The following is a 24,257-nucleotide window of genomic DNA, read 5'->3' on the forward strand; positions in this document are numbered from 1 at the left end:
ACTAATTCTACATTGATTTTTATATTTGCCATAGTTTTGTAAAATAGAAGAAGCATGATAAAGAATTTTGTTGAAGAATTAACTTGGAGAGGCATGATACATACCATAATGCCAGGAGCTGAAGAACATTTAATGGAAAGCATGCGTAGTGCTTATGTAGGGTTTGACCCTACCGCAGATTCTTTACACATTGGTAATTTGGTGCCTATTATGTTATTGGCACATTATCAGCGTTGTGGACATAGGCCTGTGGCGTTGGTTGGTGGGGCAACAGGTATGATTGGCGATCCGTCAGGAAAATCTAATGAGCGTAATTTGTTAGATGAAAATACATTGCGCCATAATCAAGATGCTATAAAAGGGCAATTAGCACATTTTTTAGATTTTGAAAGTGATGTTGAAAACGCTGCAGTTTTAGTGAATAATTACGATTGGATGAAAGACTTTTCGTTTCTTGGATTTATTCGCGATGTTGGGAAACATATTACCGTAAATTATATGATGGCTAAAGATTCTGTGAAAAATAGAATTTCATCGGATGCTTCTGAAGGGATGAGTTTTACAGAATTTACATACCAGCTTGTACAAGGTTATGATTTTCTTCATTTATATAAAACAAATGATTGTTCTATACAAATGGGAGGGAGTGACCAATGGGGAAATATTACAACAGGAACTGAATTAATTAGAAGAATTTCTGGAGGAAAAGGCTATGCTATTACCTGTCCTTTAATTACAAAATCTGATGGTTCTAAATTCGGGAAGTCTGAAGGCGGAAACGTTTGGTTGGATGCCAACAGAACGTCGCCATATAAATTCTACCAATATTGGTTAAATTCTAGTGATGAAGATGCTGAAAAGTATATTAAGATTTTTACTTTTTTAAAGGAAGGCGACATAAATGCTTTAATCAATGAGCATCAAGAAGCGCCGCATTTAAGAGTGTTACAAAAGCGTTTAGCAGAAGAAATCACAACAATGGTACATTCTAAAGACGATTTAGAGAATGCTTTAAAAGCGAGTAGTATTCTTTTTGGGAAATCTACAAGTGAAGATTTAAAACAATTAAATGAACAAACCTTTTTAGATGTTTTTGATGGTGTACCACAAACCCAAATTGCACAATCTGATATTGAAAACGGATTAGATATTATTGCTGCTTTAGCGGAAAAAGGAGGGTTTTTAAAATCTAATGGAGAAGCAAGGCGCGCATTAAAAGAAAACTCAATTGCTGTAAATAAAGAAAAAGTAAAAGACGATTATAGAATTACTTCTAAAGATTTAATAAACAGTAAGTTTGTGCTTTTACAGCGTGGTAAAAAGAACTATTTTGTATTACAGGTAGTTTAGAAAATAGTAAAGCCTGAGTAAGAACTCAGGCTTTACATTTAACCAACCAACTAAAAACTAATTTTTCTTTTTCTTAGTTTAAGGTTTTGTCGTAATATTTTAGAATACCTTACAAAAGGATACGTTATTTTTTATATTTTATAGATTCCCAGTTTTTGTCTGCTTTCTTTTTAAGGTAAGTAGCGTTTTGGTTGTTCCATAATTCAAGCGTATTTGTTCCCCAAGCATTATAAAAGAGATACAGCTTGCCATCTTTAACTTGAAATGTTTTAGGGTTAATAGATCCTTTATTGCTTTTCTCAGCTACAGCATAAGCACAATAACCACCATACTGCGGCAAATATTTTTCTGGGTTCTTGTTAAATTTTTCAAGGTTTTCTTTCGAAGAAAATTTATAGTTCACACCATCATGTGTGGTAATAAATGCTTTATTCCCTTCAATGGCTTTATTTTTAAAATAGGCAACAACGTCGTAGCCATTTGCAGCAAATCCTTTTTTTGTATTGTAGTCAATATTTTGTGCAAAAGTTGAATTGAAAACAAGAAAAACAAAGAGTATTAGACTTTTCATAACATGTATTTTATAATGAGTCTAAAAATAAGCTAGAACTTACAGTTAAAGCACCATAAGGTTACACCCGCGAATATCAGAATTATCAAAACGACCAATCACTTCAAAGGAACCATCAGCATTAACTCTGCCTAAATCTTGCGTAGCAATAAAAGCGCAAGAATTAATGTTGGCTAAATCAATAACATTAATACCTCCAGCTTTACCGTAGTTTTGAATGCTAAGCGCATCTTCAGTATCACGTGTTAAAATTTTCATCCATGGCGGACAGTTAAAAACACCTTGCCCTTTAGAGTAGGCTTGACTTAAAAGTTCGGTCATGCCATATTCGCTATGTATGTTGTCAACTCCAAATCCGTCTTTTAATGTTTTATGAAGCTCGGCTCTAATCATTTCTTTTCTTCGGCCCTTCATGCCTCCAGTTTCCATGATTATTGTATTGTTTAGGTTGAATTTATAAGTTTCAACTAAATTTAATAAAGCAAAAGATACGCCGATTAACAAAACTTTTTTTTCTTCAGAATCCAATTTAATTAAGGTGTCTTTTAATGCTGAAATAGTATTCAAATAAAAACCACTTTCATCATGCTTAGAGATTTTAATCATGGCATCTACCATGTAAATTAAGGATGAACCCTCGCGTTCTAAATAAGAAGGGAGTAATCCTAAAATAACATAATCTTCAATATTTCCATAAAACTGCTGAAACCCCTTTGTAAAACTTTGAGTGTAAATTTCTAAATCCGTTACATGGTGTTTACTCGTTGAACTTCCTGTGGTTCCAGAACTTGTAAAGGTTGTTTTAATTGGTTCTTTGGAACTTAAAACAGCCTTCGTTTTAAAGAATTGAATGGGTAAAAAAGGAATGTCTTTTAAGGTTTTTACATCGCTTGGATGTTTATACAATAAATCGCAAAAAGACCGATACACCCTATTGTTTTCAAATTGAAACTTAAAAACTTGCAGTGCTAAGTTCTCAAATTCAGTCTGATTTTTAATATTAAAAATGGCGTTGGAATCAATCATACTTTTATAAAGAAACAAAAGTATATAAAATAAAAAAGCGTTGCTACTAGACAACACTTTTTAAATGCAATATGATTTTATAGTTATTTTATAACCAATTTTCTTATTTCACTAATATTGTTTTCAGTAATTTTCAAAATATATACACCTTTGCTCAAGTTTGAAATATTTAATTCTTTACCGGTTATATAAGTAGAAAACAATTGTTTTCCTAAAACATTATAAAATTCAACTTTCTTATTTAAACGGAGTTTTGATGTAATGTAAACATAGGTTTTTCCATCACTAACAGGGTTCGGATATACAGATAAGCCTTCTATGTTTTTTTCAATAGGTGTGTTATTAGCATTATTTTGAGCATCACTATATGGAGTGGTAAAAAATGCTAAAACTATTAATAAAGATAAAAAGTAGTTTCTTTTCATACGTCGTGTCAGTTTTATAAAGGTAATAAATTAGCGCAAAAGTGATGCCAAAAAAGTGTTAAAGATTATAGTTGTTGGTCGAAAGATTAAATTACTGTAAGTTGATTGTTACCTTAATGTTATTAATTTTAGAATTTTCATAAAATCATGTTATAAGCTTTATATTTACTTCAACAAACAAGTAAGTAATAATGAAAAAGAAGGATATTAAGATACTATTAGTTGATGACGAACCAGATATTTTAGAAATAGTTGGATACAATTTATCAAATGAAGGCTATCAGGTAATTACTGCTGAAAATGGACAAGAAGGTGTTAAAAAAGCAAAAAAGGAACTACCACATTTAATCATTTTAGATGTTATGATGCCTGAAATGGATGGTATAGAAGCTTGCGAAATTATTAGAAAAAACCCTGATTTAGAAAATACCATAGTTACTTTTTTAACCGCTAGAGGAGAGGATTATTCTCAGGTCGCAGGTTTTGATGCCGGAGCAGATGACTACATTACCAAGCCCATAAAACCAAAAGTTTTAGTGAGTAAAGTCAAAGCCTTATTAAGACGTTTTAAAGAAGAGGATGTTGCCGACACCCTTAAAGTTGGAAGTTTAGTAATAAATAGAGACGAATACAAGATTATCTCAAAAGGGAAAGAACTTGTTTTACCTAGAAAAGAATTTGAATTGCTATCTTTACTGGCATCTAAACCGGGGAAAGTTTTTAAAAGAGATGAAATTCTTGATTCGGTTTGGGGTAATGAAGTCGTTGTTGGAGGCAGAACGATTGATGTTCATATTCGTAAACTGCGTGAAAAATTAGGAGATAAAAGCTTTAAAACTATAAAAGGTGTAGGCTATAAGTTTGTAGATTAATGCAAGCAAAATTTAAAAGACCATATCGATTTGCGATAAAAACATCGCTTTATATAACTTTATATATAACGCTCTTAATGAGTGTTTTTTTATACTATTTCTATGTCTTTAAATGGTTTCAAGTACTAGGCCTTTCAGCTAGTGTATTTGTGTTCTCGTTTCTAATTATTCAATTCAGCGTAGAACGTTTTATATATAAACGTGTTAAAAAGATTTATGACGATTTAACACTTTTAGAATCGGCAAATTTAAGAAAGGGGCCTATTACTACAGATATGCAAACATTAACCCAAGAGATAGATAAATTTGCTCGCGACAAAAAAATTGAAATAGAAACCCTTAAAGTTAGAGAAGAATATAGAAAAGAGTTTTTGGGCAATATTTCACATGAATTAAAAACACCATTATTTACCGTTCAAGGGTATATTCTAACCTTGTTAGATGGAGCAATGAACGACAAAAATATTAGAGAAAAATATTTAGAAAGAGCAAGCAAAGGCATAGAAAGACTCGGTTATATTGTTAAGGATTTAGACATGATAACCAAATTAGAAGTTGGCGATCTAAGTTTAAATTTAGAAGTGTTCAATATAGTGGAGTTGGTAAGAAATGTTTTTGATATGCTAGAAATGAAAGCGGCCAAAAAAAGAATAACGCTTATATTCGATACCGACTACGCCAATCCTATAATGGTTAAAGCCGATAAGGAGCGTATACAACAGGTACTAGTGAATTTAATTGTAAATTCAATAAAATACGGAAACGAAAATGGGACTACCGAGGTAAGCATAGAAAACCTTATAAAAAATAAGGTAATTGTTAGAGTGACCGATAATGGAGAGGGTATTGAAAAAAGATATTTACCGCGTATATTCGAGCGATTTTTTAGAGTGGATAAAAGTGGCTCTAGAAAAGAAGGCGGATCTGGTTTAGGCTTAGCAATAGTTAAACATATTATTGAAGCTCATGACGAAAGAATATATGTGGAAAGCGAACTTAACGTAGGTAGCGAATTTTCATTTACCTTAGAAAAGGCTAAATAAGTCTTTGTAATCTACTTCAAAATCAAACGATTTTAAACCATTATAAGCTGGAATTTCATCTAATTTTTTTAATGTAAAATCATCTTGTTTACAACTGGGTACTAAATTCTTTTTAGACAATCTTTTAGCCAAATATTCCTGTTCAAATTGCCCTGGCGTTGGTATAAAAAAAGCTTTTTTATTAAGTTTAGCTAAGTCCATAACCGTGGTGTAGCCAGATCTCGAGATTATTAAAGTACTTTCGTTTATTGATTTTTCTAATAAACTAGAGGTCATAAAATTATAAACAGACATATGTTCATTAACCTGAATAGTTTGCTCGTTTTCCATGATGCCCTTTACAAAAATCACTTTTCCGGTATAGTCCTTTAATTCTCGTAATAGGGTTTCTTCAAGAAAAGTCCGTTGTGGTTCGGGACCTGAAATTAGAACCATTAAATCGTTTTTAATTTCAGAATCGGTTTTAGTAAATCGACTTAGCGGGCCAATATATTTTGTAGGAATCTCAATAGATGTAGCATGACCTAATTTTCCACTTAAATTAATCGCTCCTTCCATATCAGGAACCCAACATGCATCAAATTTTTTGATAATGTTTTGATGTATTTTGGTGCTTAGCCAAGTGGTGCTGCCACTCAAAACATGTAATTGATGCGTTATAAATACAGACGGTACTTTTTTACTTCGCACACCCAATCGGTTATCCGAAATTATACCAGCAATATCATGATGTTCTAAAATAGATTTAACCGCTTGTTTCTCCGCATTAATAGCCTTTAAAAGCTTTGGCGAATCTTTAAGGAGCTTTATTTTTAAATGTTTACCGTTTTTAGCATAAGTTACATTATAAGAAGGCAATTCAATAGACAGAAGGTTAGGAAATTCTTTTTGAAGTAGCGTTAAAGCAACCCCATCACTCGCAATAACGGGCATAAAGCCTTCCATGATCAACGCTTTGATAATAGGAATGCATCTAGCAGCATGTCCAAGTCCCCAATTTAGTGGTGCAACTAAAATTTGTTTCTTCATGTTTAATAATTATGGCGTGCCCCAAAAGGGGCGGGCTTTCACTGCTCGCTTCCCGAGAAAAATCGGGAGAGCTCAAACAAGCCGTTCAATCCCTCACGCACTTTTTTGCTAATTTCAAAGATAAGGATATTAAGGCTCGGGTATATTTGCTTAATAATAATAAATTCCCCGAAATTATTTCTCGGGGTTTCAGTTGAAATTGTCATTCCCGTAAAAACGGGAATCTAAATTAGAGAATTTTGTTTCAAGAAATTCTCTACTTTTACCAAAAATAAAGTAGTAACAAGAAATAGTTAATAAACTTTGGGAAGCAAAAATAAACTTAGAAGATTCAAAGAAAATGAAACCTTCGCGAACGTATTTCAACCAACTAGAGACGGGTTGGTTAATTCAAATTTCAACTTAAAAGGGAATTGGAGAACACAGGTTTTTAAAAACGATAAGCCTTTAGTGTTGGAATTAGGCTGTGGTAAAGGTGAATATTCCGTAGCCTTAGCGAAAAAATATCCTAATAAAAATTTTATTGGAATAGACATAAAAGGAGCGCGTTTTTGGCGAGGTGCTAAAACAGCAATTGAGGAAAATATCCCGAACGTTGCATTTCTGCGTACCCAAATAGAATTAATAGACCATGCATTTGCCGAAAATGAGGTGGATGAAATCTGGATAACCTTCCCAGACCCTCAAATAAAATATAAACGTACCAAACATAGAATGACCAATGCGGAATTCTTAAAACGCTACAAACAAATATTAAAACCAGAAGGCGTTGTAAATTTAAAAACCGATAGTGAGTTTATGCACGGTTACACGCTTGGTCTATTACATGGTGCAGGACATGAAGTGCTTTATGCTAACCACAATGTTTATAAACAGGAAGGTAGCCCCGAAGAAGTGACAAGCATTCAAACCTTTTATGAATCTCAATACCTAGAGCAAAATAAACCAATTACGTATATTAGGTTCAAAATAAAATAATAGTGGATATTACATTAGTCTTTATTCTAGGGTTGTTTTTAGCACTTGTTGGGGTTATTCCGCCAGGGTTATTAAATATGACAGCAGCCAAAATAAGTTTAAAAGAAGGTCATGTTAGAGGCATTATGTTTTCAATAGGGGTTTGCGTTATTGTTTTAGTACAAACCTATGTAGCCGCTATTTTTGCGCGTTATTTAAGTAAACATTCAGAGGTTATAGATGTTTTGCAACGTGTAGCTTTCGTTATTTTTATTTTAATAACCGTTTATTTTTTATTTATAGCCAAACCGCAACCAAAGCAACAAATCGAACCCAAAATTAAAAGTAAGCATAGTCGTTTTTTTCAAGGTGTTTTTTTGTCGGCTATTAATGTGTTTCCTATACCTTACCAGGCCTATATGACTATTACTTTAGCGTCATACGGTTGGATGACCTTAGACCAATTTAATATTATATCCTATGTGTCTGGTGCTGCTACAGGAACTTTTGTAATGCTATATATGTATATTTTCTTTTTCGATAAGATAAAAAGTAAAACATTGACTTCGCAAAAGAATATGAATAGAATCATCGGTGGCATCACTGGGGTTATATCTATAGTGACTTTAATTAACATCATTAAAGATTTCTAACAATGAAATCTGAAACACTTCATTTTTTTGATAGAGTTTACGAAATCGCAAAGCTAATTCCTTATGGCAGAGTTACCAGTTATGGTGCTATAGCAAAGTATTTAGGCGCAGCCAGAAGTTCACGTGTGGTGGGTTATGCTATGAATGGTTCGCATGGAAAAGATGTACCAGCACATCGTGTTGTAAACCGAAAGGGGTTATTAACGGGAAAACATCATTTTGATGGCACAAACCTCATGCAACAGCTTTTAGAAAGTGAAGGGATTATCGTTATTGAAAATCAAATTCAGGATTTAGAAACCGTGTATTGGGACCCTTCAAAGGAATTGTAAATAGTTCCTATTTTATGTAAGATTTACACATAATTACAAATCCACCTCTATAATTCAACCCAATAACATCATAGTAAAAACTTCTAGCAACTAGCTTCTATCTTCCAGCTTTATTGTATATATTTGCCTTTAGAATGATTCTTAATAAAAGAAATGAAACTTAATAAACAAGATATATTAAAAGCGCTTGAAAGTATTACTGTTCCTGGTGAAGGGCAAAATATGGTAGAAAGCGGAGCGGTTAAAAACGTCATCACTTTTGGCGATGAGGTTATTGTAGATATCACAATACAGAACCCAAGCTTGCAAGCTAAAAAACGTACAGAAGTTGATATACTTAAAACTATTCATGAGCAGGTTTATGAAAAGGCTAAAATAACAGTTAATGTAAAAGTTGAAGCACCTGAAAAACCAAAAGCTAATGTTATAAAAGGAAAGCCTGTTCCTGGTCTTCGAAATATAATTGCTATAGCATCAGGTAAAGGGGGTGTTGGAAAATCTACAGTTACTGCAAATCTTGCCGTTACTTTAGCAAAAATGGGCTTTAAAGTGGGGGTTTTAGATGCCGATATTTATGGGCCATCTATTCCAATAATGTTTGATGTGGTAGCCGAAAAACCTTTAGCGGTAAACATTGATGGGAAATCTAAAATGAAACCTGTAGAGAACTATGGGGTTAAAATATTGTCTATCGGGTTTTTTACACAACCTGATCAAGCGGTAGTTTGGAGAGGACCAATGGCTGCAAAAGCATTAAATCAAATGATTTTTGATGCACATTGGGGCGAACTTGATTTCTTATTACTCGATTTGCCTCCTGGAACTGGCGATATTCATTTAAGTATTATGCAATCTTTACCAATAACGGGAGCAGTTGTGGTTAGCACGCCTCAAAATGTGGCACTGGCTGATGCTAAAAAAGGTGTGTCCATGTTTCAGCAAGAAAGTATAAATGTTCCTGTTTTAGGAATTATAGAAAATATGGCGTATTTTACTCCTGCCGAATTACCAGATAATAAATATTTTATCTTTGGAAAAGAAGGCGCTAAAAACCTTGCAGATGATTTAAAAGTGCCATTTTTAGGTGAATTACCATTAGTGCAAAGTATAAGAGAAGCTGGGGATGTTGGTCGTCCGGCAGCATTACAAACAGCAACACCATTAGAAAAGGCTTTTGAGGAAATAACTCAAAATGTAGTTCAAGAAGTTGTAAGACGAAATGACGATTTACCACCTACCGAAGCCATTAAAATTACAACTATGGCAGGTTGTGCAGCAGTAAAAAAATAATAGATGACTTCAGAAGAACTAAGATTAAATGTAGAAAAAGCGTTAGACGAAATCCGTCCGTTTTTACAAAGTGATGGTGGTGATATATCTTTATTGTCTATTGAAAATGATAATCTAGTTAAGGTGCAACTTCAAGGTGCCTGTGTAGGTTGTAGTGTCAATCAAATGACACTTAAATCTGGTGTAGAAATGACTATAAAAAAATATGCACCACAAATAGAACAGGTTATTAATATTGATGCATAAACTAGAAGTTCACTTCATAGCAATTTCTTTGGTTAAATAAGAATTAACCAAATTATTAATAAAAATCATTCCCCATGCTGTATTCATAGCATAGAGAATGATTTTTGTTTAAACAAAGTTTCTTAAAGAATATTACATATCTCTATAAAGCTCTAGACGTTCCCATTTAGAATTAACTTCAGTTTGAGCTTGTTCAAGAAGTTGAGCCCCTAGTTCTGCATCGTCTTTCACAACTCTAGTAAATCGTGTTTCATTGTACATAAAGTCTTTTAGAGGAATTGAAGGCGCTTTAGAGTCTAATTTAAACTTCTTGCCTTTTGGCTTAGAAGGGTTAAATCTAAATAATGGCCAATAGCCACTTTCTACCGCTTTTTCTTGTTGTGAAGCGCCATCTGCTAGATCATACCCATGTTCTCCACAATGGGAGTACGCAATTATTATTGATGGTCCGGGATATGCTTCAGCCTCTTCAATAGCCTTAAGCGTTTGAAGGTCTTTGGCTCCTATGGCGATTTGAGCAACATAAACATTTTCATAAGAAACGGCCTGTAACGCTAAACTCTTCTTGCTAGTTCGTTTACCAGAAACCGAGAATTTCGCACTTGCTCCTAATGGTGTAGCTTTAGATGTTTGTCCGCCAGTGTTCGAATACACTTCGGTGTCCAATACCATAATGTTGATATCCTCACCTGTAGCTAAGATGTGATCTACACCGCCATATCCAATATCGTATGCCCAACCATCTCCACCTAAAATCCACACTGATTTTTTACGTAGATATTCAGTGAGTTGAGATAATTTTTTTGCTTTATCATTATTGATATTAGCTAGTTTGATTTTTAATTTATCTAAGTTTTTGAAGTTTTCCGCTTTTTCAGTTTCCGTTTTTTCAGGATTATTCAATATAGCATCCACGAAATCAGTTCCAATTTCATTTTTAATTGATTTAAGTAAGTTTACGGCAATTTCTTGTTTCTTACTTAATGCTAATTTCATCCCTAAACCAAATTCGGCATTGTCTTCAAATAAAGAATTAGCCCAAGCAGGACCGCGTCCAAATTCATTGGTTTTATATGGTGTTGTTGGTAAATTACCCCCATAAATTGAAGAGCATCCAGTTGCATTTGCAATCAATATACTATCTCCATAAAGTTGTGTTAGTAATTTAATATATGGTGTTTCACCACAACCAGAACACGCCCCAGAGAATTCGAATAAAGGCTCTAGGAATTGAGATCCTTTTACGTTTGTTATTTGTAACTCCGTTCTATTATAATCAGGTAAACCAATAAAGTAATCCCAATTTACATCTTCTACTGTTTCCACTTCAAGCTTTTTATGCATATTAATAGCTTTAAAGTCGGGGTCTTCCTTGCTCACAGCAGGACAAACAGCAACACAAAGGTCGCAACCTGTACAGTCTTGAGGAGATACTTGTAGCACATAAGATTCTTCATCTTTATTAAAAGGCCTACCCTTGGCAGAAACGGATTGTAATGTTGCTGGAGCGGATGTTAATTCATCATTTCTAACAACTTTTGCTCTAATGGCAGCATGCGGACAAATAGCAACACATTTATTACATTGTGTGCATAAATTTATATCATCCCAGACTGGAACCGTATCAGCAATACCACTTTTTTCGTATTGACTAGTTCCTGTTGGGAATGTGCCATCTACTGGGAATGCGCTTACAGGTAGTTCATCTCCAAATCCACCTAATATTTTTTCCAGTACTTCAGTAACAAAGCCATCTGGTGCATTGTGCATGGCGGTTTCTAAATGCCTTTCGCTGGTAACTTCTTTTGGGTAATCTACTTGTTCAAGGTTAGCAAGAGAATTATCAACTGCCGTAAAATTCATTTTAACTATGCTTTCTCCTTTATGAGAATAAGACTTTACAATGGCATCTTTAATGCGTTGGATAGCTTGCTCTTTTGGTAAAATACCTGAAATTGCAAAGAAGCAAGTTTGTAATACGGTATTTGTACGTTTGCCAAGATTGGATTCTGCTGCTACTTTCGTAGCATCAATCACATAGAAATTAGCTTCTTTATCAATAATTTCTTTTTGAATTCGCTTTGGTAAATGATTCCAAATTTCATCTTTGGAATATGGTGAGTTTAACAAGAAGGTGCCTCCATGTTTTAAATCACCAACCATATTATACTTTTTAATAAACTTATATTGATGACTAGCAATAAAATCTGCTTTATCAATTAAGTATGAAGAGTATATTGGCTTTGGTCCAAAACGCAAGTGAGAAATGGTTTGAGCTCCTGCTTTTTTAGAGTCGTAAACAAAGTATCCTTGTACAAAATTATCCGTAGTGTCTCCAATAATTTTAATGGAGTTTTTATTAGCACCAACAGTACCATCAGATCCTAAACCGTAGAACATACAATTAATGGTATGACGTTCTATTGTAAAAGAATCGTCTATTGGTAAACTTGTAAAAGTAACATCGTCATTAATACCAACGGTAAAATGATTTTTTGGTTTGTTATCCAATAATTCGTCATAAACACCTTTAACCATTTGAGGCGTAAACTCTTTTGAGGATAAACCATAGCGACCGCCAACAACAATTGGCATGTCTCTGTCGCTTTCGTTTAATGCGGTAATAACATCTTGGTATAGCGGTTCGCCAACACTTCCAGGTTCTTTAGTTCTGTCTAGAACTGCTATTTTTTTAACGGTTTCAGGCAACTCATTAACAAAGTGTTTAATCGAAAACGGTCTAAACAAACGCACAAATAATACCCCTACTTTTTCGCCGTTTTTAACCATGGCTTCCACGGTTTCTCGAGCAGCTCCTTCGCCAGAACCCATGAGTATAATAACACGTTCTGCCTCTGGATGGCCTTCATAATAGAATAAACTATATCTACGACCAGTATGCTCATAGAATTCATTCATTGTTTCTTCAACAATACCTGGAACTTTTTCGTAAAATGTATTGGCGGCCTCTCTTGCTTGGAAGAATACATCTGGGTTTTGAGACGTGCCTCTAATCACTGGGTGGTCTGGATCTAGTGAGCGTTTTTTGTGCTCCATAATAGCATCTTCTGGCATCATAGCAGTAATAACATCATCAGTAATGCCATCTATTTTAGAAATCTCATGAGACGTTCTAAAGCCGTCAAAAATATTTAGGAAAGGCACTCTGGATTTTAATGTTGCTACTTGAGAAATGAGCGCAAAATCGTGTGCTTCTTGAACAGATCCGCCAAATAGCATGGAGAACCCTGTTTGCCTGGCAGCCATAACATCTGAATGGTCACCAAAAATTGAAAGGGCATGTGTTGCAACTGTTCTTGCTGCCACGTGTATTACAGAAGGTAATAATTCGCCTGCCATTTTATACATATTGGGAATCATTAATAACAATCCCTGCGATGCTGTAAATGTGGTTGTTAATGCGCCTGCTTGTAATGAACCATGAACGGCTCCAGCAGCGCCACCTTCGCTCTGCATTTCAACAATTCTTGGGATATTGTCCCAAATGTTTGTCTGTCCTTTTGAGCTGTAAACATCTACGTGTTCGCCCATAGGCGATGCGGGTGTTATGGGGTAAATAGCACACACCTCATTTGTTTTATGAGCAACTCTGGCAACAGCCTCATTTGCATCACAAATTAGTTTTGGAAAATCTTTTTTCATAATATGATATCTTATTAATAAAATTCGCAAAAAGTCATATTAAGACGCTTTGCAAAATCTCTAATTGTGTATAGACCTAACAAGATTTTTATTATGGACCAAAACCTATAGGCCATTCGAATAAACTGACTATAAAGTTAAATATGATATAGCAAATAGATTATGATAATTATCATATGAACGTGATAATTAAAAAAAAAAATTAAGGGTTTCATAAAATTATGGAACCCTCAATTTTTGCGTATAATTTCAACTATTATAAAATTGAAATATTACACGGAAAAGAAACTCTAAATGATTAGAAATCATCGTTTTTTAAAATGTCACTCTGCGTGCAACCAAGCTTTTTTCTTTAACAAAGCTTCTTCGGTTTCAACATGATTCTCATCAGGTATACAACAGTCAACAGGACATACTGATGCACATTGTGGTTCATCATGAAACCCTTTACATTCTGTGCATTTATCTGGTACAATAAAATAAAATTCATCAGATATGGGTTCGTTCATAGCATCAGCATCTACTTCGTCTCCATTTGGAAGGGTTACCATGCCACTTAACTCAGTTTCATCTGCATACGCCCATTCTTGGTCGGGCTCGTAAATCGCATTATTAGGACATTCTACAATACATGCGTCACAATTAATGCATTCGTCGGTTATAATAATCGCCATAATTTAAATTTTTTATATAAGTAAATGTATATTTCATTTCACGATTTAAATATGATATTTATCACGTTTAAACTAAAAGATGTAAATTATATTTACTAAAATATCTATTTTTATGATAATTTTTAATCAATTATTTTCTTATGACGTCTAATAAAATTACAGATAATAAAAACCTTCAGCATGAAATATTAGATGCTGTGGTTATAAGGTTTGTAGGCGATTCTGGTGATGGCATGCAGTTAACGGGTACACAATTTTCAGATACATCTGCTATGTTTGGTAATGACGTTGCAACATTTCCTAATTACCCATCAGAAATAAGAGCGCCACAAGGAAGTTTGTATGGCGTTTCGGGGTTTCAGGTTCATATAGGGAGTATTGAAATTAGTACACCTGGAGATGATGTAGATTTGTTGGTGGCCATGAATCCTGCAGGTTTAAAAACTAATTTATATTCAGTAAAACCGGGACATACCATTGTTGTTGATGTCGATTCATTTACAAAGAAGAATTTAGAAAAAGCAAAATACGAAACAAACCCCCTTAAGGATGGTAGTTTAGAAAATTATAGAGTCATAGAAGTATCGATGTCTTCATTAACTAAAGCGGCTTTAAAAGATATTGAGAATTTAGATAATAAAAGTATTACCCGAAGTAAAAATATGTTTGCCTTAGGTATCGTGTATTGGATGTATGATCGTTCGCCAGAGCATACCATTGATTTTTTTAAGAAAAAATTTGCATCCAAACCACATATAATCGAAGCAAATACTAAAGTGTTAAATGCAGGATATTATTATGCAGAAACCTTAGAGTTAATACCTAATGCCTATTCAATTTCTCCCGCTAAAATGGAATCGGGCACTTACCGAATTATTGGTGGCAACACGGCTACAGCTTGGGGGTTTTTAGCTGCAGCAGAAAAATCAGGGCTAGAATTATTTCTAGGATCATATCCAATTACGCCTGCCACAGATATTTTGCACGAACTTGTGAAACATAAACATTTTGGAGTAAAAGCGTTTCAGGCTGAAGATGAAATAGCCGGTGTAACATCAGCCATTGGAGCATCATTTGCTGGCGATTTAGCAATTACAACTACATCAGGTCCTGGTTTAGCCTTAAAGGGTGAAGCATTAGGTTTAGCCATGATGGTAGAATTACCTTTAGTTGTAGTAAATGTGCAACGAGGTGGACCATCAACAGGTTTGCCAACTAAAACAGAACAATCAGATTTAATGCAGGCCATGTATGGCAGGAATGGAGAAAGCCCCGTAATAGTTTTGGCTGCTAGTACCCCTTCTGATTGTTTTAATTATGCATATCAAGCAGCAAAACTGGCTTTAGAACACATGACTCCGGTTATTTTATTAACAGACGGATATATTGCTAATGGGTCGGAACCTTGGAAAATAAAAAGAGTTACCGAAATGCCTGAAATCAAAAATAATAAAGTTACGAAAGTGATGGATAATTGGCATCCATATGATAGAAATGAAGAAACACTGGCCCGTAATTGGGCAGTTCCGGGAACTTTTGGTTTAGAGCATAGAATTGGAGGTTTAGAAAAAGATAGAATTACAGGTGATGTGTCCCATGTTCCAGAAAACCATGAATACATGACCAAAATTAGGGCTGAAAAAATTAAGCGGGTACAAAATTATATACCCGATTTAACTACAGAATTTGCTCAAGAAGGCAATCTGTTGGTTGTAGGTTGGGGAGGAACCTATGGTAGTTTACATTCGGCAGTAAAGCAATTAAATAATGAAGGTTATAATAAAATAGGCTATGCCCATTTTAATTATATAAACCCGCTACCAAAAAACACAGAGGACGTTTTAAGTAAGTTTAAAAAAATTGTGGTTTGCGAGTTAAACAATGGTCAATTTGTAAATATCTTAAAAATGAATTTTAATATATCCAAATTGGTACAATTCAACAAGATTCAAGGATTGCCTTTTGGAAATAGTGAACTCATTACAGAATTCAAAAAATTAGTAGAATAATTATGGAAACTACCACAGTAAAAAAATATACATTTAAAGATTTTGCAAGTAATCAAGAGGTGCGTTGGTGCCCGGGTTGCGATGATTATGTCATTTTACGTTCTATGCAAAAAGCACTTCCAGAAATGGGTGTAAAAAAAGAAGATGTTGTCTTTATTTCTGGGATAGGATGCTCCTCACGATTTCCGTATTATATGGATACCTACGGCATGCATAGTATTCATGGTAGAGCACCAGCAATAGCATCAGGGGTTAAGTTGGCAAATCCAGATTTAAGTGTTTGGGTAATTACTGGAGATGGTGATTCTATGGCTATTGGTGGTAATCATTTTATTCATGTGTTACGCAGAAATATAAACTTAAATGTCATATTGTTTAATAATGAAATTTACGGTTTAACAAAGGGGCAATTTTCACCAACGTCTATCATTGGTCAAAAAACAAAATCATCGCCTTACGGAAATACGCAGCCACCTTTTCAACCCGGAGAATTAGCCCTAGGTGCTAAAGCTCGATTTTTTGCAAGAATAGGAGGGAATACTCCAAAAGAAATGACTCAAGTTTTTATTGAAGCTGAAACATTTAATGGCACATCGTTGATAGAAGTATTACAAAATTGTGTGATTTTTAATGATGGTTGTTTTAGCCAGTATACGGATAAAAAAATCCGAGAAGATAAACAGTTGTTTGTTGAGCATGGTAAGTCTATGGTTTTTGGGAAAAATAGAGATAAGGGGTTGGTGTTGAATGGATTAAAATTGGAAGTCGTAACTATTGGGGAAAATGGTGTTACGGAAGACGATATTTTAATTCATAATGCAAAAGAAGAAGATCCAACCTTGCATCAAATGTTGGTTAGGTTAGAACACCCTTTAGTAACCGGTATTATAAGACGTTTTAATGATGTTACTCTAGAAGAAAGGGAAGATGCTTTGACTAAAGAGGTGAAATCAAATTCAAAATTCACAAAAACGGATGATTTGTTTTTTTCAGGAGAAATATATGAAGTAAAATAAATAATCCTTAGACCAAAGCTGTAAAACCTAAAAAAGCTAAAGATAAAAGTCCTGCAACTAGCAAATTAATAGGCACGCCTTTCATTCTTTCGGGAATGTCGGCAAGTTCTAACTGTTCTCTGATACTTGCAAAAACAATCAAGGCTAAAGCAAACCCAATTGAGTTTGATATAGCAAAGAATACAGCCTTAATTAAGCTGTTGTTATCTAATCCTAATGCCAAAATAGCAACACCTAAAACGGCACAATTCGTTGTAATCAAAGGTAGAAAAACACCCAACGCTTGGTATAAAGGCGGACTCACTTTTTTTAGAATAATTTCTACCATTTGAACCAAAGCGGCAATCACTAGAATAAAAGTGATGGTTCTTAAATAGTTTAATCCGGCAGGCACTAAAACATATTGATGTAATAAATAGGTAACCGTAGTGGCAATAGTCATAACAAATAACACAGCTCCGGACATTCCAACAGAGGTAGAAACTTTGTTAGAAACTCCTAAAAAAGGACAGATGCCTAAAAATTGAGATAATACAATATTATTGACAAATACTGCAGCTATGAGTATAATTACATAATCCATGCCTAAGGTGTTTTAGTTTGTAGCTTGTTAAAAATCAAGGATAAATATGCGAGGGCTATAAAAGCGCCCGGTGGTAAAATGAATAGTATAAAAGTATTGGCATTTTCAGAAACAAATTTAAATTCAAACAAACTTCCGCTACCTAAAATTTCACGCACAGCGCCCAAAATAGTTAATGCTAATACAAACCCTAATCCCATGCCTAAAGCATCCAGAATAGCAGAAATTAAACTCTTTTTTGAAGCAAAAGCTTCAGCTCTTCCTAAAATTAAGCAGTTCACTACAATTAAGGGAATAAAAATACCTAATTGCTCATATAAAAACGGAATGAATGCTTCCAGAACCATTTCTACAATAGTTACAAAGGATGCTATAATGATTATGAATGCTGGAATACGAACTTTATTTGGTATTTGAGATTTTACTAATGACACCACAATGTTAGACATTAATAAAACAAACAAAGTAGCTACACCCATACCTAAACCATTAAAGGCCGATGAAGTAACCCCTAATGTGGGGCACATACCTAAAAGCATCACAAAAACGGGGTTCTCTTTAATTATGCCTTTTAAGAAATTTTGCTTTTGATCTATATTTTCAGCCATAATTCTTATTGTTTAGAGGTGTTGATGTTCTCAAGGTTTTCCATGAATACGTCATAAGCCATTTTAGCAGATTCACTAAATGCTCTCGTACTAATTGTTGCGCCGGTTAATGCATCAACTTCTCCACCATCTTTTTTAACCTTTAAATTGAAATTAGAAGGATTTTTGTCTCTAAATTGTTTTAAAAACGATTCGTCTTTCATTTTTGTGCCTAATCCAGGCGTTTCTTTCTGGTCTAAAACAGCAATGTTTTTTATGGTGCCATCTGTTGTAAAACCAACCATAATTTTAATTAATCCACTAAAGCCTTTCTCAGAAGAACCAACCACAGCTGCTCCAATAAATTTACCATCCTTATAAGCTGGATATATTTCTATACTATCTTTTGTGAGTTCTGATTTAACCATTTTTAATTCCGCTACCGGATTGTTGTCAAACTCAGGTAATACCAGTTTTAAGGCGTTTATTTTTTTTGCTAATTTGGCTTTAGCAATGGGCTCAATAGTTAAATCATTTACAAAACCTAAGGCGAATCCAGAAATGAGTGTTATCAATAAAAGAGATAACACCATGCTTATAAATGTTGATTCTTTTTTGCTCATGATTACACTATTTTAGATTTTATTTTGGTTCCAAATCTTCTAGGTTTAAAATATTTATTGATTAAAGGAACAAAGGCATTCATTATTAAAATCGCAAATGAAATCCCTTCGGGGTATGCTCCAAAAAGCCGTATTAAAACCGTGATTATACCAATGCCAATAGCAAAAATTACCATGCCTTTTTTTGTCATAGGACTCGTAACCAGATCAGTCGCCATAAAAAAGGCTCCTAAAATAGCACCACCAGATAAAATATGAATTAAAGGGTTGGCGTATTGCTCTGGGTTTAAAAACCAAAAAATCCCCGTCATAAAAGCCATGGTAATTAATAGAATTACGGGAATATGCCAAGAAATAACTTTTCGTATTATTAAAAATAAACCTCCAAGAAGTAAGGCGATACCAGACATTTCCCCCAATGAACCTCCAGTAAAACCAAACAACATATCCATTGCAGGAGGAATTCTTGTGCTAATTTCAGTCATGGTATCTCCAGCCATTAATCCTTCTTTTATTGTGCCTAAAGATGTGGCTCCAGTAACGGCATCAACAACCGTTGTATTATTTTCTATGGCGGTAGGCCACATCGTCATTTGTACTGGAAATGACACGAGTAAAAATACACGACCCACTAAAGCTGGGTTGAAAATATTAAAACCTAAGCCTCCAAAAGATAGTTTTGCTACACCTATGGCAACTAATCCGCCAACAATAACCATCCAAATTGGTAAATTGGAAGGTAAATTGAATGCTAATAAAATACCTGTTATTAATGCAGAGCCATCGGTTATAGTTACTTCTGCTTTTAAGAGATATTTCTGAATTACATATTCAAATAATAAACATGATGCAATGGCCACTGAAGTCACTATTAAAGCACCAATTCCAAATACATATATGGAGACTAAAAAGGCTGGTATTAATGCTATAACAACATCATACATCAGTTTTTTTGAAGTTCTATCGGAGTGAACGTGAGGAGATGCAGATACAATTATGGGTTGGTTGCTCATATTTAATTTTTAGAGGTATTCATTTTTTTGACAATACTTTTCCCGAACCGTATATAGTCTAATAATGGGCGATGCGAAGGGCATACATAGCTACAGGAGCCACATTCAATACAGGTCATTATATCCTCAAAGTTTGCTTTTTCATACAGGCCTTTTTCTGATAAATTCATCAAAAGATGAGGTTCTAATCCCATGGGGCATACAAAGACACATTTGCCACAACGAATACAGTTTTTTTGTTCACCTCTACTGGCTTCATCTTCAGAAATAACTAAAATTCCAGAAGTCCCTTTTGTAACAGGAACGTCAAGGTTTTTAATAGCTTTTCCCATCATGGGGCCACCATTAACAATTTTGCGTGTCCCCTCTGGTAAGCCACCAACTTCGGCTACCAAATCTTTAATAGGTGTGCCTATTTTTACCCAATAATTGGAAGCGTTTTCTAATGTCTTTCCAGTAACAGTTACAACACGTTCTATTAAAGGTTTGTCATGCTGAATGGCTTGATAAATAGCAAAAATAGTTCCTACATTATGGACAATAACACCCACATCTAGTGGTAGTCCATTTTTTGGAACTTCCCTTTTTAATATGGCTCTTACTAATTGTTTTTCACCACCTTGTGGATATTTAACTTTCAATGCTGCTATTTTAATGCCGTCATCATTTTTAGTAAGCTTTTTGAAGATTTCAATAGCATCTTTTTTATTGTTTTCAATTCCAATAATAGCTTTGTCAATATGTAAAGCAGTCTTCAAAATTTTTATACCAACTATAATTTCTTCCGATTTTTCAAGCATTAAGCGATGGTCGGCAGTTAAATAGGGCTCGCACTCTACACCATTAATAATAATGTGGTCTAGTTTGGTGCCTTTTTTTATATTTAATTTTACATGCGAAGGAAACGTAGCGCCTCCTAATCCCACGATACCATAGTCATTTATTTTTTGTAAAATGTCTTCTGGAAGTAATTCAATGTTTGTTTTTAAAGGGTATTCAATATTCTGAAAGTTCGATTCATTTTTAGCATCTGTCCGTATAACAATGCATTGCTTTTTATACCCACTTGTGTCTATTATTTTATCGAGTTTAGTTACAGTGCCTGCAACAGGAGAATGTATATTAGACGATACAAATCCACCGGACTTGGCTATAACTTGTCCGATTTCAACTTTATCTTTTCTATCAACAATTATTTCAGAAGGAATCCCTATATGCTGTGATATGGGAACATATACAACTTTAGGCACAGTCATTTTCTTAATACTTTTAGAAGATGTTATTTTATTTTCTGGTGGGTGAATACCGCCTTTAGGAAATGTTTTAAGCATCGGTTTTTGATTTGGCGGATTTAACATTGGTTTCAACTTTAGGCACAGCCTTCTTTACTTTTTTTGGAGGAAAGTTTGTTTCTATAATGGAATGTGTTGGGCATACTTCCACACATTTTCTACAAAGTGTACAGGCTATGGGGTCTATATAGGCTAAATTATTTACCATTATAACGGCGTCTTTAGGGCATATATCTTCACATTTTGAACATCCAATACAAGCAACTTCACAAGATTTTTTTGCAATACCTGCTTTATCTTCATTTAAGCAACCAACAAATATTTTTAAATCGCGTTTGTTTCTTGGGCGCATCTCAATAATATCTCTAGGGCATGCTTCAACACAGGCGCCACATGAGGTGCATTTATCGGAAATGATTACGGGCAAACCAGTCGATTCATCCATATACATTGCGTCAAACTTGCATACGGCTACACAATCTCCATCACCTAAACAACCATATTGGCAATCGGTTTCACCACTATAAATCATGGCGGATATGGCGCAATTTCTAGGGCCTTGGTATTCGGTGGTTTTTGGTCTTACATCACAGCCACCTTGGCATCTTAAAACAGCAAGTGTTGGGTCTTGTTCTTTAACGTCCTTACCCAAAACAGTGGCGACTTGTTTCATGACATCATTACCTCCAACAGGACAAAATAAATCTGCTATATCCTCTGTGTTAACAAGCTTTTCAGCAAAGGCTTTGCATCCAGGAGACCCACAACCCCCGCAATTAGCGGCTGGTAATAATTCGTCAACTTCAGCTATTAGGGGATTTTCGTAAACATAGAATTTTTTGGAAACTACATATAAAATTATTGCCGCAATTCCGCCTAAGGAAGTTAGTAAAAGGATACTATTTAAAATTGAATTTGGCATACTCAATTATGTTTTAATATTGAAATTTGAAATGCGCTTTTAAGTGTGTTTTTTAAAAAATAAAGTATTAAGTAATATGGAATTAGAATAAGAAGTGACAGTAAACCGGCCAACAATTCTCCTAAAAAGCCAGATGTTAATAATAAAGTAGAAAACATTAATATAAAGGGAAATATATAGGCCCAAAACACAGCTTTTAAACCTAATGCCTTTTTTAAAACAACATTTACTTCTTCGTTAATTCTAAAAGAATCATTAGAATTTATTATCTCTACTTCTTTTGTACTTGATTCTGAAATGCCGCAAGAGCTTTTAGCACGACACGATTCACAATGTATATTCTGTTCTAAATTAACCGTAATAATGTTGCCTCTAATTTTAGAAATAATACCAGAGTGAACAAATGTGTCGTTTTTTTTTTGTAATGAACTCATTGCTAGTTCTATTAATTCAAAAAGATACAAATCGAAATTAGTGAATTCATTAAAGGGATTATATGATTTATGTCAGGTTTAAATGATCTGCTGTTGTGATTTTAAAAGTAAAATCCCAAATGAACCCTCATATTTTTAATAAAACGGTATAAATTTTGATAAGTCTATTAAATTAGTAGGGATTAAAGTTTTTTAAAACTTAATTACTTATTTTTGCACGTAAAAAAAAATGAAATGTCTGATATTACAATTAAGATAACCGATAGAGAAGGTATTGAACATACTATCCAAGCACCTACTGATATGAATATGAATATCATGGAGGTGGTGAGTGCTTACGAGCTTGCTCCAGAGGGGACTATTGGTGTATGTGGCGGTATGGCCATGTGCGCTTCATGCCAATGCTATGTTTTAAACGATACAGAATTGCCAGAAATGCAAGATGAAGAAGAGGCGATGCTGTCTGAAGCTTTTGATGTAAAAGATAATAGCCGCCTAGGTTGTCAAATTAGAATAACAAAGGATATTGAAGGCCTTGAAGTAGAGTTAGCACCTGAGTGTTAATTTATTAATGTGACATTTGTGTATAATTAGGGTATTAAATTATATACAGTTTAATTAATAGCACTTATACAAACAAATGCTTTTAAATCTGGAATAGATAAAATGACCTATTCCATGTGAATCCAGGTAATGTTAAACTTTAAATAAAAACTCTTAAAGTTAATAATTTGGACACCCTTGATTTGCTGTTTGCACTTGTTCCTAATGTACATTGAAAAGGAACTTCCTCAGAATTATAGGTGAACTTTTAGCTCCAATATATCTAAATCCTTTTCACAAACCACTGGTGGTATTATTCTTAATACTCATCAGCTTATTTTCTACTTGTTCCCTAAATTGTTTTTTACCCATACCATGGTCAACTATTTTTTTAAGATATCAATTCTTATAAAACAATCGATATTTTTTATATTTGTCATAATATAGAGTTAGGATTACAACTTTAAACACTTTCAATTCTCTGATAATAGGTTTTCCTTAAATTTCTATTTTGAAGTTTGTTTAAAAAAGGGTAAAGTATATAGTCCTTAACGCTCTAAACTTCCAATAAATTACATAACCCATGATATTGAATAAATCCAATAACCTAACTTTTTTTACTCCTAACCACATAAAAGGTATGGGTGCGCTTTTTTTTGATACAGGAATTTCTGCTGGCTTTCCTTCACCTGCCGAAGATTTTAAAGAGCAGCGTTTATCATTAGATAAAGAACTCGTTAAAAATAAAGAGGCTACTTTTTTTGCTCGTGTAAGCGGACAATCTATGATTGGTGCAGGTTTAGATGATAATGATTTATTGGTAATTGACCGAAGTTTAGAGCCTTCTAATAATAAAATAGCCGTATGTTTTTTAGATGGCGAGTTTACCGTGAAACGCTTGAAAGTAGATAAAGAAGAGATTTGGTTACAGCCCGAGAACCCTAATTATCCAATAATTAAAATAACCAGTGAAAATGATTTTATTATTTGGGGCATTGTTACCAATGTGATTAAGAAGGTTTAAGTGAAATTTAATTAGGCACTTTCAGAAGTAAGTCCAAAAACTATTCATTTTTAAAAAGGATTGGAGTATTATTCATATTT

General features: G+C 34.0%; 25 protein-coding genes. 12 read left to right on the forward strand and 13 right to left on the reverse strand.

Annotated elements, in window-relative coordinates; translation table 11 throughout:
• Positions 1–54: 54 nt before the first annotated feature.
• A complete protein-coding gene (gene tyrS / locus ABD935_RS08815) occupies positions 55–1,350 on the forward strand; it encodes a tyrosine--tRNA ligase (RefSeq protein WP_345191526.1) in 1,296 nt (431 codons plus the stop codon).
• Between the two features lie 124 nt (positions 1,351–1,474).
• On the opposite strand, the gene ABD935_RS08820 is transcribed toward tyrS, so the two are convergent.
• The 3 genes from ABD935_RS08820 to ABD935_RS08830 all read right to left on the reverse strand — a co-directional run bounded on the left by ABD935_RS08820 (position 1,475) and on the right by ABD935_RS08830 (position 3,372).
• Positions 1,475–1,921: a YHS domain-containing (seleno)protein gene (locus ABD935_RS08820; RefSeq protein WP_345191527.1), complete on the reverse strand. Its 447-nt coding sequence runs from the start codon at positions 1,919–1,921 to the stop codon at positions 1,475–1,477.
• 45 nt (positions 1,922–1,966) lie between these two features.
• Positions 1,967–2,947, reverse strand: coding sequence for a LuxE/PaaK family acyltransferase (locus tag ABD935_RS08825; protein ID WP_345191528.1), 981 nt, complete (start codon positions 2,945–2,947; stop codon positions 1,967–1,969).
• Between the two features lie 83 nt (positions 2,948–3,030).
• Positions 3,031–3,372, reverse strand: coding sequence for a T9SS type A sorting domain-containing protein (locus tag ABD935_RS08830; RefSeq protein WP_345191529.1), 342 nt, complete (start codon positions 3,370–3,372; stop codon positions 3,031–3,033).
• Positions 3,373–3,563: 191 nt separating this feature from the next.
• On the opposite strand from ABD935_RS08830, the gene ABD935_RS08835 reads away from it, so the two are divergent.
• Positions 3,564–4,244: a response regulator transcription factor gene (locus ABD935_RS08835; RefSeq protein WP_345191530.1), complete on the forward strand. Its 681-nt coding sequence runs from the start codon at positions 3,564–3,566 to the stop codon at positions 4,242–4,244.
• Positions 4,244–5,287: a sensor histidine kinase gene (locus ABD935_RS08840; protein WP_345191531.1), complete on the forward strand. Its 1,044-nt coding sequence runs from the start codon at positions 4,244–4,246 to the stop codon at positions 5,285–5,287. The genes ABD935_RS08835 and ABD935_RS08840 overlap by 1 nt, the downstream gene beginning before the upstream one ends.
• Here the strand turns inward: ABD935_RS08840 and ABD935_RS08845 are convergent.
• Positions 5,270–6,316: a glycosyltransferase gene (locus tag ABD935_RS08845; RefSeq protein WP_345191532.1), complete on the reverse strand. Its 1,047-nt coding sequence runs from the start codon at positions 6,314–6,316 to the stop codon at positions 5,270–5,272. The genes ABD935_RS08840 and ABD935_RS08845 overlap by 18 nt on opposite strands.
• A 303-nt stretch (positions 6,317–6,619) precedes the next feature.
• Between ABD935_RS08845 and trmB the strand changes: the two genes are divergently transcribed.
• The 5 genes from trmB (at position 6,620) to ABD935_RS08870 (ending at position 9,794) form a co-directional block, all read left to right on the forward strand.
• Complete coding sequence (gene trmB / locus ABD935_RS08850; protein WP_345191533.1) at positions 6,620–7,294, forward strand: tRNA (guanosine(46)-N7)-methyltransferase TrmB; 675 nt, start codon at positions 6,620–6,622, stop codon at positions 7,292–7,294.
• Between the two features lie 2 nt (positions 7,295–7,296).
• Positions 7,297–7,926, forward strand: coding sequence for a LysE family translocator (locus ABD935_RS08855; RefSeq protein ID WP_345191534.1), 630 nt, complete (start codon positions 7,297–7,299; stop codon positions 7,924–7,926).
• Between the two features lie 2 nt (positions 7,927–7,928).
• Entirely contained in the window at positions 7,929–8,258 is a 330-nt protein-coding gene (locus ABD935_RS08860; RefSeq protein ID WP_345191536.1) for an MGMT family protein, read from the forward strand.
• A 153-nt stretch (positions 8,259–8,411) separates the two neighbouring features.
• A complete protein-coding gene (locus ABD935_RS08865) occupies positions 8,412–9,548 on the forward strand; it encodes an Mrp/NBP35 family ATP-binding protein (protein WP_345191537.1) in 1,137 nt (378 codons plus the stop codon).
• 3 nt (positions 9,549–9,551) lie between these two features.
• On the forward strand, positions 9,552–9,794 hold the full coding sequence (locus tag ABD935_RS08870) for a NifU family protein (protein WP_345191538.1): 243 nt from the start codon (positions 9,552–9,554) through the stop codon (positions 9,792–9,794).
• Between the two features lie 132 nt (positions 9,795–9,926).
• Here ABD935_RS08870 and nifJ read toward each other — a convergent pair whose 3' ends face one another.
• The gene (gene nifJ / locus ABD935_RS08875) at positions 9,927–13,457 is read right to left on the reverse strand and encodes a pyruvate:ferredoxin (flavodoxin) oxidoreductase (protein WP_345191539.1); all 3,531 of its coding nucleotides are present in this window, start codon (positions 13,455–13,457) and stop codon (positions 9,927–9,929) included.
• 323 nt (positions 13,458–13,780) lie between these two features.
• Entirely contained in the window at positions 13,781–14,131 is a 351-nt protein-coding gene (locus ABD935_RS08880; protein ID WP_345191540.1) for a 4Fe-4S dicluster domain-containing protein, read from the reverse strand.
• A gap of 140 nt (positions 14,132–14,271) precedes the next feature.
• On the opposite strand from ABD935_RS08880, the gene ABD935_RS08885 reads away from it, so the two are divergent.
• Both ABD935_RS08885 and ABD935_RS08890 read left to right on the forward strand, forming a co-directional pair.
• A complete protein-coding gene (locus ABD935_RS08885) occupies positions 14,272–16,140 on the forward strand; it encodes a 2-oxoacid:acceptor oxidoreductase subunit alpha (protein ID WP_345191541.1) in 1,869 nt (622 codons plus the stop codon).
• A gap of 2 nt (positions 16,141–16,142) precedes the next feature.
• Positions 16,143–17,156 carry a 2-oxoacid:ferredoxin oxidoreductase subunit beta gene (locus ABD935_RS08890; protein WP_345191542.1) on the forward strand — a complete coding sequence of 338 codons (1,014 nt, stop codon included), beginning with the start codon at positions 16,143–16,145 and terminating at the stop codon, positions 17,154–17,156.
• A 7-nt stretch (positions 17,157–17,163) separates the two neighbouring features.
• Here ABD935_RS08890 and ABD935_RS08895 read toward each other — a convergent pair whose 3' ends face one another.
• The 7 genes from ABD935_RS08895 to ABD935_RS08925 are packed head-to-tail and all read right to left on the reverse strand — an operon-like array spanning position 17,164 to position 22,610.
• Positions 17,164–17,739, reverse strand: a complete 576-nt coding sequence (locus tag ABD935_RS08895; protein ID WP_345191543.1) for an electron transport complex protein RnfA — start codon at positions 17,737–17,739, stop codon at positions 17,164–17,166.
• A 2-nt stretch (positions 17,740–17,741) separates the two neighbouring features.
• Positions 17,742–18,347 (reverse strand): RnfABCDGE type electron transport complex subunit E, encoded by a 606-nt coding sequence (locus tag ABD935_RS08900; protein ID WP_345191544.1) that lies wholly within the window; start codon positions 18,345–18,347, stop codon positions 17,742–17,744.
• Between the two features lie 5 nt (positions 18,348–18,352).
• The gene (locus tag ABD935_RS08905) at positions 18,353–18,949 is read right to left on the reverse strand and encodes an RnfABCDGE type electron transport complex subunit G (protein ID WP_345191545.1); all 597 of its coding nucleotides are present in this window, start codon (positions 18,947–18,949) and stop codon (positions 18,353–18,355) included.
• A gap of 2 nt (positions 18,950–18,951) precedes the next feature.
• Positions 18,952–19,962 (reverse strand): RnfABCDGE type electron transport complex subunit D, encoded by a 1,011-nt coding sequence (locus tag ABD935_RS08910; RefSeq protein WP_345191546.1) that lies wholly within the window; start codon positions 19,960–19,962, stop codon positions 18,952–18,954.
• A 2-nt stretch (positions 19,963–19,964) separates the two neighbouring features.
• Positions 19,965–21,293 carry an electron transport complex subunit RsxC gene (gene rsxC / locus ABD935_RS08915; RefSeq protein WP_345191547.1) on the reverse strand — a complete coding sequence of 443 codons (1,329 nt, stop codon included), beginning with the start codon at positions 21,291–21,293 and terminating at the stop codon, positions 19,965–19,967.
• Complete coding sequence (locus ABD935_RS08920; RefSeq protein WP_345191548.1) at positions 21,286–22,176, reverse strand: Fe-S cluster domain-containing protein; 891 nt, start codon at positions 22,174–22,176, stop codon at positions 21,286–21,288. Before ABD935_RS08920 ends, rsxC begins: the two co-directional genes overlap by 8 nt.
• Before the next feature lie 2 nt (positions 22,177–22,178).
• Positions 22,179–22,610 carry a SoxR reducing system RseC family protein gene (locus ABD935_RS08925; protein WP_345191549.1) on the reverse strand — a complete coding sequence of 144 codons (432 nt, stop codon included), beginning with the start codon at positions 22,608–22,610 and terminating at the stop codon, positions 22,179–22,181.
• Between the two features lie 234 nt (positions 22,611–22,844).
• On the opposite strand from ABD935_RS08925, the gene ABD935_RS08930 reads away from it, so the two are divergent.
• Together ABD935_RS08930 and ABD935_RS08935 are read left to right on the forward strand one after the other, a co-directional pair.
• Entirely contained in the window at positions 22,845–23,174 is a 330-nt protein-coding gene (locus tag ABD935_RS08930; protein ID WP_345191550.1) for a 2Fe-2S iron-sulfur cluster-binding family protein, read from the forward strand.
• A 562-nt stretch (positions 23,175–23,736) separates the two neighbouring features.
• Entirely contained in the window at positions 23,737–24,177 is a 441-nt protein-coding gene (locus ABD935_RS08935) for a LexA family protein (RefSeq protein ID WP_345191551.1), read from the forward strand.
• Positions 24,178–24,257: the final 80 nt, after the last annotated feature.

It is taken from the genome of Algibacter agarivorans, assembly GCF_039543245.1.
Taxonomy (GTDB): domain Bacteria; phylum Bacteroidota; class Bacteroidia; order Flavobacteriales; family Flavobacteriaceae; genus Algibacter_G; species Algibacter_G agarivorans.

What these genes read in the sequence shown, in the direction of transcription:
- ABD935_RS08910 (WP_345191546.1), bottom strand. Translation starts at nt 19,962, where the DNA reads ATGAGCAACCAACCCATAATTGTATCTGCATCTCCTCACGTTCACTCC.
- ABD935_RS08890 (WP_345191542.1), top strand. Translation starts at nt 16,143, where the DNA reads ATGGAAACTACCACAGTAAAAAAATATACATTTAAAGATTTTGCAAGT.
- ABD935_RS08925 (WP_345191549.1), bottom strand. Translation starts at nt 22,610, where the DNA reads ATGAGTTCATTACAAAAAAAAAACGACACATTTGTTCACTCTGGTATT.
- ABD935_RS08860 (WP_345191536.1), top strand. Translation starts at nt 7,929, where the DNA reads ATGAAATCTGAAACACTTCATTTTTTTGATAGAGTTTACGAAATCGCA.
- ABD935_RS08880 (WP_345191540.1), bottom strand. Translation starts at nt 14,131, where the DNA reads ATGGCGATTATTATAACCGACGAATGCATTAATTGTGACGCATGTATT.
- rsxC (WP_345191547.1), bottom strand. Translation starts at nt 21,293, where the DNA reads ATGCTTAAAACATTTCCTAAAGGCGGTATTCACCCACCAGAAAATAAA.
- nifJ (WP_345191539.1), bottom strand. Translation starts at nt 13,457, where the DNA reads ATGAAAAAAGATTTTCCAAAACTAATTTGTGATGCAAATGAGGCTGTT.
- ABD935_RS08885 (WP_345191541.1), top strand. Translation starts at nt 14,272, where the DNA reads ATGACGTCTAATAAAATTACAGATAATAAAAACCTTCAGCATGAAATA.
- ABD935_RS08930 (WP_345191550.1), top strand. Translation starts at nt 22,845, where the DNA reads ATGTCTGATATTACAATTAAGATAACCGATAGAGAAGGTATTGAACAT.
- ABD935_RS08835 (WP_345191530.1), top strand. Translation starts at nt 3,564, where the DNA reads ATGAAAAAGAAGGATATTAAGATACTATTAGTTGATGACGAACCAGAT.
- ABD935_RS08905 (WP_345191545.1), bottom strand. Translation starts at nt 18,949, where the DNA reads ATGAGCAAAAAAGAATCAACATTTATAAGCATGGTGTTATCTCTTTTA.
- ABD935_RS08820 (WP_345191527.1), bottom strand. Translation starts at nt 1,921, where the DNA reads ATGAAAAGTCTAATACTCTTTGTTTTTCTTGTTTTCAATTCAACTTTT.
- ABD935_RS08865 (WP_345191537.1), top strand. Translation starts at nt 8,412, where the DNA reads ATGAAACTTAATAAACAAGATATATTAAAAGCGCTTGAAAGTATTACT.
- ABD935_RS08840 (WP_345191531.1), top strand. Translation starts at nt 4,244, where the DNA reads ATGCAAGCAAAATTTAAAAGACCATATCGATTTGCGATAAAAACATCG.
- ABD935_RS08845 (WP_345191532.1), bottom strand. Translation starts at nt 6,316, where the DNA reads ATGAAGAAACAAATTTTAGTTGCACCACTAAATTGGGGACTTGGACAT.
- ABD935_RS08935 (WP_345191551.1), top strand. Translation starts at nt 23,737, where the DNA reads ATGATATTGAATAAATCCAATAACCTAACTTTTTTTACTCCTAACCAC.
- ABD935_RS08920 (WP_345191548.1), bottom strand. Translation starts at nt 22,176, where the DNA reads ATGCCAAATTCAATTTTAAATAGTATCCTTTTACTAACTTCCTTAGGC.
- ABD935_RS08825 (WP_345191528.1), bottom strand. Translation starts at nt 2,947, where the DNA reads ATGATTGATTCCAACGCCATTTTTAATATTAAAAATCAGACTGAATTT.
- tyrS (WP_345191526.1), top strand. Translation starts at nt 55, where the DNA reads ATGATAAAGAATTTTGTTGAAGAATTAACTTGGAGAGGCATGATACAT.
- ABD935_RS08895 (WP_345191543.1), bottom strand. Translation starts at nt 17,739, where the DNA reads ATGGATTATGTAATTATACTCATAGCTGCAGTATTTGTCAATAATATT.
- ABD935_RS08830 (WP_345191529.1), bottom strand. Translation starts at nt 3,372, where the DNA reads ATGAAAAGAAACTACTTTTTATCTTTATTAATAGTTTTAGCATTTTTT.
- ABD935_RS08900 (WP_345191544.1), bottom strand. Translation starts at nt 18,347, where the DNA reads ATGGCTGAAAATATAGATCAAAAGCAAAATTTCTTAAAAGGCATAATT.
- ABD935_RS08870 (WP_345191538.1), top strand. Translation starts at nt 9,552, where the DNA reads ATGACTTCAGAAGAACTAAGATTAAATGTAGAAAAAGCGTTAGACGAA.